Annotated in this window: 13 protein-coding genes and 4 tRNA genes; 8 read left to right on the top strand and 9 right to left on the bottom strand. The window is 63.5% G+C overall.

The annotated features are described in order from the left end of the window. The 6 genes from tuf to ARADN35_RS0125470 form a co-directional block, all read right to left on the bottom strand. A partial coding sequence (gene tuf / locus ARADN35_RS0125495; protein WP_010467274.1) for an elongation factor Tu occupies positions 1-1098 on the bottom strand: 1098 nt, incomplete at its 3' end. A 74-nt stretch (positions 1099-1172) separates the two neighbouring features. Next, positions 1173-1247: transfer RNA gene (locus ARADN35_RS0125490), tRNA-Thr, on the bottom strand. A gap of 62 nt (positions 1248-1309) precedes the next feature. Then, positions 1310-1383: transfer RNA gene (locus ARADN35_RS0125485), tRNA-Gly, on the bottom strand. Between the two features lie 75 nt (positions 1384-1458). After that, a tRNA-Tyr gene (locus tag ARADN35_RS0125480) sits at positions 1459-1544 on the bottom strand. Positions 1545-1644: 100 nt separating this feature from the next. Further along, positions 1645-1720 (bottom strand) — tRNA-Arg (locus tag ARADN35_RS0125475). A gap of 96 nt (positions 1721-1816) precedes the next feature. Then, entirely contained in the window at positions 1817-2476 is a 660-nt protein-coding gene (locus tag ARADN35_RS0125470; RefSeq protein WP_010467273.1) for a TetR family transcriptional regulator, read from the bottom strand. Between the two features lie 192 nt (positions 2477-2668). Between ARADN35_RS0125470 and ARADN35_RS0125465 the strand changes: the two genes are divergently transcribed. From ARADN35_RS0125465 to ARADN35_RS0125450, 4 genes are all read left to right on the top strand, one after another. Next, complete coding sequence (locus tag ARADN35_RS0125465; RefSeq protein ID WP_029414409.1) at positions 2669-3952, top strand: efflux RND transporter periplasmic adaptor subunit; 1284 nt, start codon at positions 2669-2671, stop codon at positions 3950-3952. 13 nt (positions 3953-3965) lie between these two features. Further along, entirely contained in the window at positions 3966-7121 is a 3156-nt protein-coding gene (locus ARADN35_RS0125460; protein ID WP_010467271.1) for an efflux RND transporter permease subunit, read from the top strand. Beyond that, complete coding sequence (locus ARADN35_RS0125455; RefSeq protein WP_010467270.1) at positions 7114-8532, top strand: efflux transporter outer membrane subunit; 1419 nt, start codon at positions 7114-7116, stop codon at positions 8530-8532. Before ARADN35_RS0125460 ends, ARADN35_RS0125455 begins: the two co-directional genes overlap by 8 nt. A 161-nt stretch (positions 8533-8693) precedes the next feature. Further along, complete coding sequence (locus tag ARADN35_RS0125450) at positions 8694-9554, top strand: c-type cytochrome (RefSeq protein ID WP_010467268.1); 861 nt, start codon at positions 8694-8696, stop codon at positions 9552-9554. Positions 9555-9632: 78 nt separating this feature from the next. Here ARADN35_RS0125450 and ARADN35_RS26830 read toward each other — a convergent pair whose 3' ends face one another. The 3 genes from ARADN35_RS26830 to ARADN35_RS0125435 all read right to left on the bottom strand — a co-directional run bounded on the left by ARADN35_RS26830 (position 9633) and on the right by ARADN35_RS0125435 (position 11738). Beyond that, positions 9633-10208 (bottom strand): DUF2946 family protein, encoded by a 576-nt coding sequence (locus tag ARADN35_RS26830; RefSeq protein ID WP_010467267.1) that lies wholly within the window; start codon positions 10206-10208, stop codon positions 9633-9635. Beyond that, on the bottom strand, positions 10201-11223 hold the full coding sequence (locus ARADN35_RS0125440; protein ID WP_029414407.1) for a YheT family hydrolase: 1023 nt from the start codon (positions 11221-11223) through the stop codon (positions 10201-10203). The genes ARADN35_RS26830 and ARADN35_RS0125440 overlap by 8 nt, the downstream gene beginning before the upstream one ends. 65 nt (positions 11224-11288) lie before the next feature. Then, positions 11289-11738: a YybH family protein gene (locus ARADN35_RS0125435; RefSeq protein ID WP_010467265.1), complete on the bottom strand. Its 450-nt coding sequence runs from the start codon at positions 11736-11738 to the stop codon at positions 11289-11291. A 231-nt stretch (positions 11739-11969) separates the two neighbouring features. Here ARADN35_RS0125435 and ARADN35_RS0125430 point away from each other — a divergent pair, with 231 nt between their 5' ends. The 4 genes from ARADN35_RS0125430 (at position 11970) to ARADN35_RS0125415 (ending at position 14861) form a co-directional block, all read left to right on the top strand. Continuing rightward, positions 11970-12581 (top strand): LemA family protein, encoded by a 612-nt coding sequence (locus ARADN35_RS0125430; RefSeq protein WP_010467264.1) that lies wholly within the window; start codon positions 11970-11972, stop codon positions 12579-12581. Between the two features lie 36 nt (positions 12582-12617). Further along, on the top strand, positions 12618-13559 hold the full coding sequence (locus ARADN35_RS0125425) for a TPM domain-containing protein (protein ID WP_029414405.1): 942 nt from the start codon (positions 12618-12620) through the stop codon (positions 13557-13559). 2 nt (positions 13560-13561) lie between these two features. Then, complete coding sequence (locus ARADN35_RS0125420; RefSeq protein WP_029414404.1) at positions 13562-14107, top strand: TPM domain-containing protein; 546 nt, start codon at positions 13562-13564, stop codon at positions 14105-14107. 466 nt (positions 14108-14573) lie between these two features. Next, complete coding sequence (locus tag ARADN35_RS0125415; protein ID WP_010465399.1) at positions 14574-14861, top strand: hypothetical protein; 288 nt, start codon at positions 14574-14576, stop codon at positions 14859-14861. Positions 14862-14899: the final 38 nt, after the last annotated feature.

Raw genomic sequence — 14899 nt, 5'->3', positions numbered from 1 at the left:
GATCAGCTTCACAGTGATCGACACGTTGTCACCAGGCATGACCATTTCCTTGTCGGCTGGCAGCTCGATGGCACCAGTGACGTCGGTCGTGCGGAAGTAGAACTGAGGACGGTAGTTGTTGAAGAAAGGCGTGTGACGGCCGCCTTCGTCCTTGCTCAGAACGTACACCTCAGCGGTGAAGTGGGTGTGGGGCTTGATCGAGCCGGGCTTGCACAGCACTTGGCCGCGTTCCACGTCTTCGCGCTTGGTGCCGCGCAGCAGCAGGCCAACGTTGTCGCCAGCCTGGCCTTGGTCCAGCAGCTTGCGGAACATTTCCACGCCGGTGCAGGTGGTCTTGACGGTGTCCTTGATACCGACGATTTCGATTTCTTCGCCGACCTTGACAATACCGCGTTCGATACGGCCGGTCACCACGGTGCCGCGACCGGAGATCGAGAACACGTCTTCCACAGGCATCAGGAAGGCGCCGTCCACAGCGCGCTCTGGCGTAGGGATGTAGGTGTCCAGGGCTTCGGCCAGCTTCATGATGGCTTCTTCACCCAGAGGACCCTTGTCGCCTTCCAGGGCGAGCTTGGCGGAACCGCGAATGATCGGGGTGTCGTCGCCAGGGAAGTTGTACTTGTCGAGGAGCTCGCGCACTTCCATTTCGACGAGTTCCAGCAGTTCTTCGTCGTCCACCATGTCGCACTTGTTCAGGAACACGATGATGTAAGGCACGCCCACCTGGCGGGCCAGCAGGATGTGCTCACGGGTCTGGGGCATGGGGCCGTCAGCGGCCGAGCACACCAGGATAGCGCCGTCCATCTGGGCAGCGCCGGTGATCATGTTCTTCACATAGTCGGCGTGGCCTGGGCAGTCCACGTGGGCATAGTGGCGGTTGGCCGTTTCGTATTCCACGTGGGCGGTGTTGATCGTGATACCGCGGGCCTTTTCTTCGGGCGCTGCATCGATCTGGTCGTATGCCTTGGCTTCGCCGCCGAACTTGGAGGACAGCACGGTAGCAATCGCTGCCGTCAGCGTCGTCTTGCCGTGGTCCACGTGGCCGATCGTGCCCACGTTGACGTGAGGCTTGGTGCGCTCGAACTTTCCTTTTGCCATTTTTCCGACTCCGAAAAAAATCTATACCAATACAACTGGATTTCGGCGCAACCAGAATCGGACGCACCTGAAAGTGGTGCCCATGGCGGGAATCGGACCCGCGACCTCTCCCTTACCAAGGGAGTGCTCTACCACTGAGCCACATGGGCAGCTTGACGCCGCTCGCGCGACATCAAAATTGCTAACTCAACAAACCAGCACAAACAAGCAATGGAGCGGGAGACGGGAATCGAACCCGCGTCATTAGCTTGGAAGGCTAGGGTTCTACCATTGAACTACTCCCGCATCGGCCAACAACCTCTGCGCGTCTGACAAAGCCAAAAGCAAAGCCAGACATCGACCTCAACACTACTCACTCACTGGTGGAGGGGACTGGATTCGAACCAGTGTAGGCGTAAGCCAACAGATTTACAGTCTGCCCCCTTTAGCCACTCGGGCACCCCTCCGGAGAATTTCGAATTATAGCACTAGTTTTTTGCAGCCCGAAGAAATTCCCAAATCCTCGCCATCAGCCCCACGAGAAAGATACAGGACTGCCTGCGTCACTGGTGCGGCTGGCGGGGATCGAACCCACGACCCTTGGCTTCGGAGGCCAATACTCTATCCACTGAGCTACAGCCGCACGGCAAAACTGACACAGCCCCACATTATCGCACGCAACCAACCCACCAGGATCGACGCCACCCAACCCCAACACGAGAAGAGCAAAACACCCACTTCACAAGGAGAGACCGCGAGCCTCGGCATCCCCAGACACTGGGAGCGACAACCCCAGCCCCAGCAAAAAAGCATCGGTACTCGCCCCACCAACCACCACCAGATCAAAGCCCCCCTCACTCAGTATCCAGTTTCTGATAAGCCCGTCGAACAAGGCATGCAAGCCAATCGCCGCCTCGATGGACGCGACAGGCAAGACAACCCCCTGCGCCTGCGCTCCCAGCTCAAAGTCACGCGCCAGTTGCCGCGTAAAACCATCCGACGCAGCCATGTGGCGATCACGAACCCCCACAAGTTCGCCCACGTACTCCACTTTGTAGAGCGCAATCTCAAAAACCCGGCGCGTTCGCTCGTCAGAAGCCACACTGCGCAGCACAAACGCCATCACAGCCCGCAGTCGCTGCACGGGATTCGGACAAGTACTGCTTTCAAACTCACCGTAGCCCTGCTCCAACGGAAGAGTCATCCGGTCCATCATGGCATTGAAGAGATCCACCTTGTCTTTGAAATGCCAGTAGATCGCCCCCCGCGTAGCACCGGCGGCCTGAGCAATGTCACTCAGCGAAGCACGCGAAACCCCCCTCTCCCAGAAGACATGCTCCGCCGCATCAATCAGGCTATTGCGCGTGGCAATTGCATCTTCCTTGGTTCGACGCGCCATTGGTAATTGCCTCCTTATGTTCAATACTAAGTACCCACACTTTATGCAAAGACATCGGGGCATCGCAATTATACATTCATGTCTGTATGTATAATCGCGCACTTATTTCGTCGGGCTCTGATCTTGGACTGCCTCCGACCGAGGGGCCATCCCCTACAACCCCATTCCTTGACGCCAATCAAAAGGACTCCCATGCCCACATTCCGTGACGCATCTACCACCGCCTCCTTTCGCGCCTCCCCAACTCACAGGGCCGCCTCTCTGGTCGCCGCTACTGCGGCAGCGCTCTTCCTGGCCTCATGTGGCAAGGCGGACGGCCAAGCCGCCGCCGGAGGACCGCAGATGCCCCCCGTGGAGGTCGGCGTTGTGACTGCGACCCCTGGCGACGTCGGGTTGATCACTGAATTGCCAGGCCGTGTGGAGGCCTCGCGGGTTGCGCAGGTACGGGCTCGCGCTGCTGGCATCCTGCAGCAACGCCTTTTTAAGGAAGGCAGTGATGTGAAGGCAGGACAACCACTGTTTCGCATTGACCCTGCACCCTATGCTGCAGCATCCGAGAGTGCCCGAGCCAGTCTGGCAAAAGCGCAGGCCAACCTCGCGCAGGCCAGCGCGCAGGTGGAACGCTATCGCCCACTGGTAAGTGCCAACGCCATCAGCAAACAGGACTTCGTGAACGCCGAAGCCGCCGAGAAGCAGGCACAGGCGGATGTGGCCACCGCCAAGGCCGCAGTACGCACCGCCGACATCACTCTGGGCTACGCCAGCGTGACATCGCCCATATCGGGCCGTATAGGCCGCGCCTTGGTTACTGAAGGGGCATTGGTGGGGCAAGGAGAAGCCACCCCCCTGGCCGTGGTGCAGCAAATCGACCCCGTGTACGTGAACTTCACCCAGTCGGCCAGCGATGTCTTCCAGTTGCGCCGGGCCATGGAAAGCGGCCAGTTCAAGCGCGCCGGAAGCGCAGAGGCCGCGAGCGTCAAGCTCGTTCTGGGCGATGGAACCGAATACGCCCAGGCAGGCAAGCTGCTGTTCACCGATCTGTCGGTGGACTCCACCACCGGTCAGGTCACATTGCGCGCGGAAGTCCCCAACCCCAAGGGCGAGTTACTACCGGGTCTGTATTTGCGCGTACGCATCGAACAAGCACAGGCCAGCAACGCCATCACCCTGCCCCAGCAGGCAGTCACACGCACCCAGCAGGGTGACTCGGTGAGCGTAGTGGGTGACGATGGCAAGGTGTCTCCACGCACCATCAAGGTCAGCGCCGCCCAGAACAACCGGTGGGTGGTTCTTGACGGGCTGAAGGCGGGGGAGAAAGTCATGGTGGACGGTTTTCAGAAACTGCAGATGCTGCCCCCGGGCACACCTGTGAAACCCGTCCCATGGCAAGCCCCAGGAAGCGCTTCCGCACCTGGTGCACTTTCGGCACAGGCCGCCACACCTGCTGCATCTGCCGCTTCGGCATCGAAGCCATAAGGGGCATTCCAGCATGGCCAAGTTCTTTATCGACCGCCCCATCTTTGCATGGGTGATCGCGCTGTTCATTATGGTGATGGGCGGCGTGGCGATCACGCAGCTACCTATTGCACAGTACCCGCCAGTGGCCCCCCCGGCCATCGTCATCAACGCAGCGTACCCCGGTGCATCCGCGCAAACCCTCGAAGACAGCGTGCTGTCGGTGATCGAACGCGAGATGAACGGTTCGCCCGGGCTGATCTACATGGAATCCGTCGCACAGGCCGACGGCTCCGGCAGCATCACCCTGAGTTTTCAACCCGGCACCAATGCCGACCTGGCACAGGTGGACGTGCAAAACCGCTTGTCACGTGCAACGCCCCGCCTACCCTCCGCCGTAACGCAGCAAGGTGTGCGCGTGGACAAATCGCGCTCCAACTTTCTGCTGTTCACCATGCTCTCGTCCACCAACCCGGCAACGGACACGGTGGCCCTGGGTGACTATGCATCGCGCAACGTCGTGCCCGAACTGCAACGCCTGAAAGGCATCGGCCAGGCGCAGCTTTTTGGTACAGAGCGCGCCATGCGCATCTGGATCGATCCCGCCAAGATGGTGAGCTTCAACCTCTCGGCCGCCGAGATCACGGCCGCAATCCGCGCACAAAACGCCCAGGTGGCCAGCGGCACCATCGGCGATCTTCCCAACATCGCAGGCCAGGCGATCGCAGCCACCGTCGTGGTCAACGGCCAGCTCTCCAGCGTGGAGCAGTTTGGCAACATCGTTCTGCGGGCCAACACCGATGGGTCCACGGTGCGCATCAAGGACGTGGCACGCGTGGAACTCGGTGGCCAGGCCTATGCCACCGCTGCACGCCTGAACGGCAAGCCCGCCGTGGGCATCGGCGTCCAGCTCTCCCCCAGTGGCAACGCCCTGGAAGCTGCCAAGGCCGTTCGCGCCAAGATGGATGAACTCTCGCGCTACTTTCCTGAAGGCATGAGCTGGAGCATCCCGTACGACAGCTCACGCTTTGTGGACATCTCCATCAGGCAGGTGGCAGAAACCCTGGTGGAAGCGGTGGCGCTGGTGTTCCTCGTGATGTTCCTGTTCCTGCAGAACTGGCGCTACACCATCATCCCCACGATCGTGGTGCCCATTGCTCTCCTGGGTACATTCGCCACGCTGCTGGCGCTGGGGTTCTCGATCAACGTGTTGACGATGTTTGGCATGGTGCTGGTGATCGGCATCGTGGTGGACGATGCGATCGTGGTGGTGGAAAACGTCGAGCGCATCATGAGCGAAGAAGGGCTCTCGCCCCTGGAGGCCACGCGCAAGGCCATGCGCCAGATCTCAGGCGCCATCATTGGCGTGACCGTGGTGCTGATCTCAGTGTTCGTGCCACTGGCCTTCTTTGCGGGGTCCACCGGCAACATCTACCGCCAATTCTCGGCAGTGATGGTGGCATCCATCGCTTTCTCGGCCTTCATGGCGCTGTCGCTCACGCCAGCACTGTGCGCCACTTTGCTCAAGCCTGTGGAAGCCGGCCACCACCATGAAAAGCGCGGTTTCTTCGGCTGGTTCAACCGTGGCTTCTCGCGCACAGCCAAGGGGTATGAAGGTTTTGTCTCGCGCATGCTCAAGCGGGCAGCGCGCTACCTCGTCATCTACGCAGCCATCATTGGCGCCGTGGCCGTGGTGTACATGCGGCTGCCCACATCGTTCCTGCCCAGCGAGGACCAGGGCAACATCATTGTCAACGTACAACTGCCACCCGGCGCCACACAAGAGCGCACGCTGGCCGTGATGCAGCAGGTCGAGGAGTTCATCCTCAAACAGCCCGAAGTGCAAAGCATGGTGGGTGTGCTGGGGTTCAGCTTCTCCGGCCAGGGCCAGAATGCCGCCCTTGCCTTTGTGACATTGAAGGACTGGAGCGAGCGCCACGGCCCAGGCCAGTCGGCACAGGACGTCGCCAGCCGGGCTTTCGGGGGGTTGATGGGCATCCGCGATGCGTTCATCTTCCCGTTGAGCCCGCCACCTATTCCCGAGCTTGGCAACGCCAGCGGCTTCACGTTCCGCCTGCAGGACCGCGGGGGCGCCGGGCACGAAGCGCTGGTGAAGGCGCGCAACCAGCTGCTGGGCATGGCCTCGCAAAGCAAGGTGCTGACCCAGGTGCGCCCGGATGGCCTGGAAGACGCCCCGCAGTTGCAGATCGATATCGACCGCGACAAGGCCAACGCGCTGGGCGTGCCGTTTGATGCGATCAATTCGGCACTGTCCACCGCCCTTGGCTCGAGCTACGTGAACGACTTCCCGAACCAGGGCCGCCTGCAGCGCGTGGTGGTGCAAGCCGACGCCCCGGCGCGCATGCAACCGGATGACCTGTTGAAGATCAACGCCGCCAACAGCCAGGGCAAGCCCGTGCCCCTTTCGGCATTTGCCACAACGCGCTGGGCGAACGGCGCGCAGCAAACGGTGCGCTACAACGGATATCCGGCCATGCGCATCTCGGGTGCGCCCGCCCCGGGTTTCAGCACGGGTGCCGCGATGGCCGAGATGGAAAAACTCGCGACCCAGTTGCCCGCAGGCTTCGGCTTTGAGTGGACAGGCCAATCCCGCGAGGAAAAACTGGCGGGTGCACAGTCGCTGATCCTCTACAGCTTCGCCATCCTGGCCGTGTTCCTGTGCCTGGCAGCGCTGTACGAAAGTTGGTCGATCCCGCTGGCCGTGATCCTGGTGGTGCCCCTGGGCGTGCTGGGTGTACTGCTGGCCACCCTGCTGCGCGGCTATGCCAACGACGTCTACTTCCAGGTGGGGCTGATCACGATCATCGGCTTGTCTGCCAAGAATGCAATTTTGATCATCGAATTTGCGAAAGACCTGCAGGCCCAGGGCAAGAGCGTGATCGAGTCGGCACTGGCGGCAGCCCACCTGCGGTTCCGTCCCATCGTGATGACCTCGATGGCCTTTGGCCTGGGGGTCCTGCCGCTGGTGATCGCATCGGGGGCCGGTTCGGCCAGCCAGCGCGCCATTGGCACCGGCGTGCTGGGTGGAATGGTCACTGGCACGGTGCTGGCCGTGTTCTTCGTGCCCGTGTTCTTCGTAGTGGTCCGCAGCCTGTTCAAAGGCAGCGCGCGCCAGCAGGAAATGAACCGCCGCCATGCAGAGGAAGCAGGAGTTGGAACCCATGACTAGTCACCCACGTACCACCGCCATCGCGCTGGCAACAGCCTTGCTGCTGGGCGGTTGCTCGTTCATACCGACGTATGAGCGCCCCGCGGCGCCCGTGCCAAGCACTTACGCTGCGAGCGCCGCCGCCACGCCAAACGCCGCAGCGGCAGCGCCCTGGCAGGACTATTTCGCCGAGCCCCGGCTGCGCCAACTTATCGAAGTGGCCCTGGCCAACAACCGCGATCTGCGGGTGTCCGTGCTCAACATCGAGCAGGCACGCGCAACGTTCCAGGTGCGCAGGGCAGACCTCTACCCGGGCGTGGGTTTGGCCGCCAACGCGAGCCGCGCGCCCGCCACGGGCACCGGCGACCTGACCAACTCGTTCAGTGTCGGCCTGGCGGTCACGGCCTGGGAGATCGACTTCTTTGGCCGCATTGCAAGCCTCAAGGAACAGGCCCTGGCGCAGTACCTCGCCACCGAAGAAGGTCGCAACGCTGCGCAGGTGAGCCTGGTGGCCGCCGTGGCCAACGGCTGGCTGAACCTGCTGGCCGATGAAGAGCTGCTGGACCTGTCACGCCAGACCCTAGCCTCGCGGGACGAGTCTGTGCGCCTGACCAAGATGCGCCTGGATGCAGGCGTTGCTTCCGAGCTCGATTTCCGCCAGGCCGAGTCGCTGACCCAGGCCGCACGGGCCACGCTGGCCCAGCAGCAGCGCCAGCGCGCGCTGGACGAAAACGCCCTGGCACTGCTGCTCGGGCAATCCCTGCCCGACGACATCCGTGCCAGCCTCGCAGGCAGCAGGCTGGCAGCGGCCCCCGCCATGGCGCAGTTGCCAGCGGGGCTGCCATCCGAACTGCTGACCCGTCGGCCCGACATCCGCCAGGCGGAGCAGCAGCTGATTGCAGCCAACGCCAACATCGGCGCTGCCAGGGCCGCGTTCTTCCCGCGCATTTCGCTCACCACCCAAGCGGGCACCGCCAGCGGCGAGCTGTCGGGCCTGTTCAAGAGCGGTTCGTGGGGATTCACCATTGCGCCGTCCCTGTTGCTGCCCATCTTTGATGCGGGCCGCAACCAGGCCAACCTGGAGAGCGCACGGGCCGGCCGCGGCATCGCCATCGCGCAGTACGAAAAAGCCATCCAGACAGCCTTCCGCGAAGTGTCGGACGCACTGGCAGGCCAGGCCACGCTGGGCGAGCAGGCGCAGGCGCAGCAGCTGCAGGCCCAGGCCGAGGCCTCACGGCTGCAGCTGTCCGATCTGCGTTACCGCAACGGCGTGTCGAGCTACCTGGATCTGCTGGATGCGCAGCGCTCGCTGTTCACGGCGCAGCAGGCCGTGGTGCAGGTCAAACTCGCACAACTGCAAAACCAGGTGGCGCTGTACAAGGCCCTGGGTGGCGGAGCACCTGAAGCGGCAGCAGCAGGCAATCCATCCTGATACGAAAGACGGCCCCCTGGCGCGCCGCAGTTTGTGGCGCGCGCAGGGTCGTGCCGTGTATCAGGGTCACGGCGTGCGCGGGCCTTACCCGGAGAACAACAGCCCCGCAGATATAATTTAAGGTTGATTTCATCAAAGCCCCCGATACACCAGAGGACGTCATGAGCGACAACCACCACGAAGAAGCCCATACCGGCCCGATCAAGAACCCCAAGCAGTTGCTGGTCGCGGTACTTTTCTCGTTTGTGATTCCAATCTTTGCCATCATTGGCTTGGTTCTGTACGTCACGTCGGCCGACAAGCCAGCCGCTGGCGCCGCCAATCCCGAGAAAGCCATTGCCGAGCGCATCCAGAAGGTGGGCATGGTCGAGATCCGTGATGCCAACCGCCCTCTGAAGGCCGGTGAAGAGGTGTACAAGGGCCAGTGCGCCGCGTGCCATGCCACAGGCGCTGCCGGTGCTCCCAAATTTTCGGATGCCGGCGCTTGGTCGGCCCGCATCGCAACCGGCTTTGAAACGCTGGTGCAATCCGCCCTGAAGGGCAAGGGCGCGATGGCTCCGCAAGGTGGCGGGGATTTCAACGACACCGAAATTGCACGTGCCGTGGCCTACATGGCCAATGCTGCCGGCGCCAAATTTGCAGAACCTGCAGCCCCCGCCGCCGCTGGCGCCGCTCCGGCAGCCGCAGAGGCAGCCCCTGCAGCCCCAGCCACTCCGGTGGCGGCGGCAGCCCCCGCCGCTGAGGCTGCTCCAGCCGCTGCCGCACCGGTTGCCGCAACCGCAGGCGCTGGCGAAGCCCTGTACAAGCAGGCGTGCCAGGTGTGCCATGCTGCTGGCGTGGCCGGCGCCCCCAAGTTTGGTGACAAGGCCGCCTGGTCGGCCCGCCTGCCTGCTGGCATCGATGCGCTGTACAGCAGCGTCGCCAAGGGCAAGGGCGCCATGCCTCCCCGTGGCGGTGCAGCACAGGCTTCAGACGCCGACCTGCGCGCAGCGGTCGAATTCATGGCAGCCGCCGCCAAGTAAATCAACACCCGTCCACTCGCGGCGCCTTTCGGGGCGGAACACGGGGACAAAAAAGCCGGTCTTGCTGACCGGCTTTTTTTATGGGTGGGGGCCCGACACCGAGGGCGCCTTGGTTGGAGCCTGGGCCTGCGCCGCCCAGCGGCTGCTCGGGCTCATGACAAAGCCGTAGCGGCCAGGCAGGTCCTCCGCCCGCACCGCCTGCGGGAGCCAGCGCCCTGCTTCCACCGCTTCGGCCACCAACGGAACGTCCAGTGTGTGCACCAGGCCCACACCCAGCGCAGTGGTCAGGTAAACGCGGCCCTGTGCGTCCACCAGGCAATCCTGCACCGCCGCGCCACGGCCCGTGTGGGACACCACCGAAAAATCAGCCCGTATGCGCCAGACCCAGGGCGTGGCTTCCAGCTCGACATACACCCGCTGGGGCCCGTTCTGGAAGAACCATTGACCCTGCCCATCGGGCTCGAAATTGCGTGCGATGAATTCGATCAGCTTTTCATGCTGCAGCAAGGACCCCTTGCTCTGAGGAAACGGCCCAGTGGCCTGGGCTTGGTCATCGCGCAGGTACCAATGGCCACGCGCGTCCAGGCCCAGCCAGCCATAGCAGTTGGGCACGTTGGGCCACTTGGCCAGCGCCTGTTTGACGATGTCATCCATGCGGCGATTGTGCGCCCGCCCGCGCCCCGCTCTCTGTATGTTCGGCCAGCCATCCGCCCACAGCGTCAGGCATCGCGCGCACATGCCCTGGCAGGCGACCATGGGCAAAACCCACATGGCCGCCATGCGGAGGCTGCCACAGTGTGACGAATCCGTTGCGCACCTCGTGCGGCAGCGGAAGGCTGGCGGCCGGGACAAACGGGTCGTTGCGCGCATTGACCACCAGGGCCGGAATGCGGATGTTGTGCAGCAACGGCTTGGCCGACGCCCGCTGCCAGTAGTCCTCGGTGTTGCGAAAGCCGTGCAGCGGCGCGGTGAACACGTTGTCAAACGCATACAAGTCGCGCGCGGCCATCAGCGCCTGCCGATCGAACAACCCTGGGTGCTGCGCCAGCTTCTGCAACGCCTTGGGCACCAGGGTGCGCATGAACATGCGTGTGTAGACCTGCCGGTTGAAGCCGCGCCCAATGGCGTGCCCCCCTGCGGCCAGATCGACGGGCGAGCACACGGCAGCCACGGCATCGGCGCTGCGCGCGGCGTCCTCGCCCACCTCGGCCGCCCAGCGCAAGAGTGCATTGCCGCCCAAGGAGACCCCCACGGCCATCAAAGGCCCCTGGTGCGACGCCCGCAGGCGCTGCAGCATCCAGCCGATCTCGGCGTGGTCGCCCGAGTGGTAGGCGCGGGGCGCCCGGTTGATCTCGCCGCTGCAACCCCGGAAATGGGGCAACGCGCAGGCCCAGCCGCGCTCGCGCGCCAGATCGGCAAAAGCCTCGCAGTAGTGGCTGCGCGACGAGCCTTCCAAACCGTGAAAGACCACCAACAGCGGCCGGGGTGCCACAGACGCCGTGGCGCCCTCTTCCTGCAGGAAATCAATGTCCACAAAATCCCCGTCCGGCGTGTCCCAGCGCTCACGGCGGTATTCGGGGCGGGGGCCAAACACACGGCGCGAATACAGGGCCGGCCAGATGGTCTGTAGCTGGCCACCAGGCAACCATCGGGGTGCTATATATTTCATAGCAATAAACTCTTACTGATCATGCGCCAGGCAGCAAAAAAGCTTGAATGCAAGCCTACCACCGCTCAGTGGAGCACGGGCCGCTGGGCATCCACCACCTGCGCGTCCGGCGCCACGCCAGGGCTCGCATGGTGCGCCACCAGGCGCCAGCCTTCCGGGGTCTTGTGATAGACGTTGGTGGCCAGCACCACGGCCTGGTGCAGACCATCGGGCAGCATCACCTCGACCTGCTCGACCACGCTGTGCACAGCGCTCGTCAGCGCCACCACGCGGTGCACCTGCAAGGGCCGCGCCCGCACCGTGCCATGCGAAAACATCGCCTCGAACGCAGTGCGAATCGCCCCCGCACCCAGCAGCCGGGGCCCGCCCGGATGCACACAAATGATGTCGTCGTCTTCGGCCCAGCAGGCCATCAAAAGCTCGATGTCGCCCCGCTGCAAAGCCTCGTAGAACGCGGCTTCGGTGTCGTCCGAGGAACCTCCGAGGGTGGCGGCACTGGCGCGGGAACAGGGCATGGTGGTCGGGGTGGGACGTCTGGGACAAAGGAGGATGGCATGGCGGCTGCGCGGCCCGCCATGTGCAGGGTGCTATTGTGCGGCCATCTCCCAAAGCCTTGCGACGCGCCCGGAAAGTGGCGCCGGGTGCTGCACTTGTTGCAGAATCTGCCGAGCATCCGGTTTCTGGCACCTTGGCGTCTTGGCTCCGTGCCCCAACCTGTCCCTGAACCCCACTTGGCGAACCCCACCATGATCCAACGCATTCTTGCCCTTTTGGCCGCCGTGCTGGCGTTGAGCGCATTGACCGGCTGCGGCTACAACGACTTCCAGCGGCTGGACGAGCAGTCCAAGGCCGCGTGGAGCGAGGTCCTCAACCAATACCAGCGCCGTGCGGACCTGGTGCCCAACATCGTCGCCACCGTCAAGGGCGAGGCGAACTTCGAGCAGGAAACCCTGACCCGCGTGGTCGAGGCGCGCGCCAAAGCCACCTCCATCCAGGTCACGCCCGAAACCCTGAACAACCCCGAGGCATTCAACAAGTTCCAGCAGGCGCAGGGCGAATTGTCGGGTGCGCTGTCGCGGCTGATGGTGGTCTCTGAGCGGTATCCCACGCTGCAGGCCAACCAGGGCTTCAGGGACCTGCGTGTGACGCTGGAAGGCACCGAGAACCGCATCACCGTGGCACGCAACCGCTACATCCAGACCGTGCAGGAATACAACGTGCTCGCGCGCAGCTTCCCCACCAACCTGACCGCCATGGCGTTCAGCTATCCCCCCAAGCCCAGCTTCACCGTGGCCAACGAGGCCCAGATCTCCGCACCACCCACCGTGGATTTCTCCGCGTCCAAGCCCAAGCCTTGAACGCAGCCCGTCTCGTCGCTGAAAATTTAAGAAAATATGCCTCTGGCGCTTATCCATAAAGCGCTGACAGCTATATTATTTATAGCAATTGCACTGCCTTGGGCACATGCCGACGGCAGCTTGCAGCCCGTGCCGGCGCTCACCAGCCCCGTCATCGACCAGACCGGCACCCTGAGCGCCGCCGACAAGGCCACGCTCGAAACACAGCTGCACACGCTGGAGCAGACCCGGGGCGCGCAGGTGGTGGTGCTGATGGTGCCCACTACCGCCCCCGAGGACATCGCATCGTTCGCCAACCGCGTGGGCAACGCCTGGAAGATCGGGCGCCGCGACGTGGGTGACGGCGTGCTCGTGATCGTGGCCAAGAACGACCGCAAGATGCGCATCGAGGTCGCCAAGGCCCTGGAAGGGGCCATCCCCGACATTGCAGCGGCGCGCATCATCGACGGCGCCATGAAACCCCGGTTCCAGCAAAACGACTATGCAGGCGGGCTGGGCGCGGCCATCACCCAGCTCTCCGCACGCATTGCCGGCGAAGCGTTGCCAGCACCCGCCAGCAGCGGCAACAACACGACCCACAGCCCAAACAGCAGCCGCGACGGATTCGACTGGACGGACCTCGCCGTCTTCCTCTTTTTCGGCGTGATCGTGGCTGGGCCCCTGGCGCGCAGCATTTTTGGCAGCCGCCTGGGTGGCCTTTTTATGGGTGGGGGTGTGGGTTTCCTGGCCTTCGTGGTCACCTCCAGCCTGATCGTGGCGGGCGGCGCGGGCCTGCTCGCACTGCTCTACACCTGGATCTTCGGTGGCTCCGGCGGCAGCAGCAGCCCCCGGCGTGGCCGAGGCGGTGCGGCGGCCGGAGGTTGGGGGGCCGGTGCCGGCGGCGGCTGGAGCGGCGGTGGCAGCAACAGCGACGGTGGCGGATTCAGCTCGGGCGGTGGTGGAGATTTTGGAGGCGGCGGCGCCTCGGGGGACTGGTGAACATGGGCCCAGAATCAGCAACAGCCACCTCCATCACCTCTCTACCGGCTGCACTTTGGCGCCTGGTGCGCCACCGGTGGTGCGAGCCCCAGGCGCGCCGTGCGCTGCCTGGTGAGACCCTGGAGCGCCTCGCCGCGCAGGTGGCCGCCAGCGAACAGCAGCACATGGGCCAGATCCGCATCGTCGCCGAAGCCAGCCTGCCCTGGAGTTACCTACGCCGGCATGCGAGTGCGCGCGAACGCGCCATCATGCTGTTCAGCAAATACCGCGTGTGGGACACCGAGCACAACAACGGCGTGCTGATCTACCTGCTGCTGCCCGAGCACGCGATAGAGATCGTGGCCGACCGGGGCCTCGCCCGGCATGTGGCACCGGACGAATGGCGCGATGTCATTGCGCTCATGGCCCCTCGCTTTCGCCAGTTGGAGTACGAAGAGGGCCTCGTGCAGGCCATCGAGGCAGTTTCGTCCCGCCTCGTCCGGCACTTTCCACGCCCCCCGGACACCCCCGGGCACAACGAATTGCCCGACGCACCGGTGATTCGCTAGCGCCCCACGCGACGTATCCCCGTGATCAGACTCCCCGAAAACAGGGGTGGCCTCGAGTGCCATGGACAGGCCAGAAGGCCCTCCAAAAAAAAGCGCCGGAACACCGCAGGGACCTGGTTTCGGAGTGTCCTCGCTGAACTCGCCGTGTGGCATAGTGCGCTCCTTCGTTCGATTTTCATTGTCCCAAATCGGCAGCAGGGTTTTCCTCTAAAAACCCCTCTTTCGGACGCCGCCATCCACCAAAGCAAGGGACTCCACGCGAAGTTCCCGACGCATTGTTTCCAATACTGGAACAGTTAGTTTGCGACCCGGTGGTTTTTCTTCCGCTTCCACCCGCGTACAGTTCAACCCATCGATGAGCCGAACCCGCAAGGCGACTCACCGAACCCGGTTTGAAGCAGCTTTCCTCTCTCGCTCTTTGTTCCGGTTTTTTTGAGCCGCTTTTTTAACTTCAAGGATTTTCATCATGAACAACACCGCACGTTTCCTCTCCATCGCCGCTGTGGCCGCTTTCGCTTCCTTCGGTGCCCAGGCTGACGAAGCCGATGCTTCGCAGTTCGCCACCAAGTTCGACACGAACCGCACCCGCGCTGAAGTGGCTGCTGAAGCCGCTACCGTGGCACAGACCCGCTCCATCGAGCCTGCTGGTTCGCGTGTGGTGACCTACAAGTCCACCGCTGACCGCGCTGCTGTGCGCAGCCAGGCTGCGGATGCCGTGCGCACCGGCCAGATCCCTTCGGGTGAGCGTGGTTGATTCTTGTTGAATCCACGGTTCACACGTTTTCGTATTCC

The sequence above is a fragment of the Acidovorax radicis N35 genome (genome assembly GCF_000204195.1).
Classification (GTDB): Bacteria; Pseudomonadota; Gammaproteobacteria; order Burkholderiales; family Burkholderiaceae_C; genus Acidovorax; species Acidovorax radicis.
Note: the sequence above shows the minus strand (reverse complement) of the source record. Positions and strands in the feature narration are given on the sequence as shown.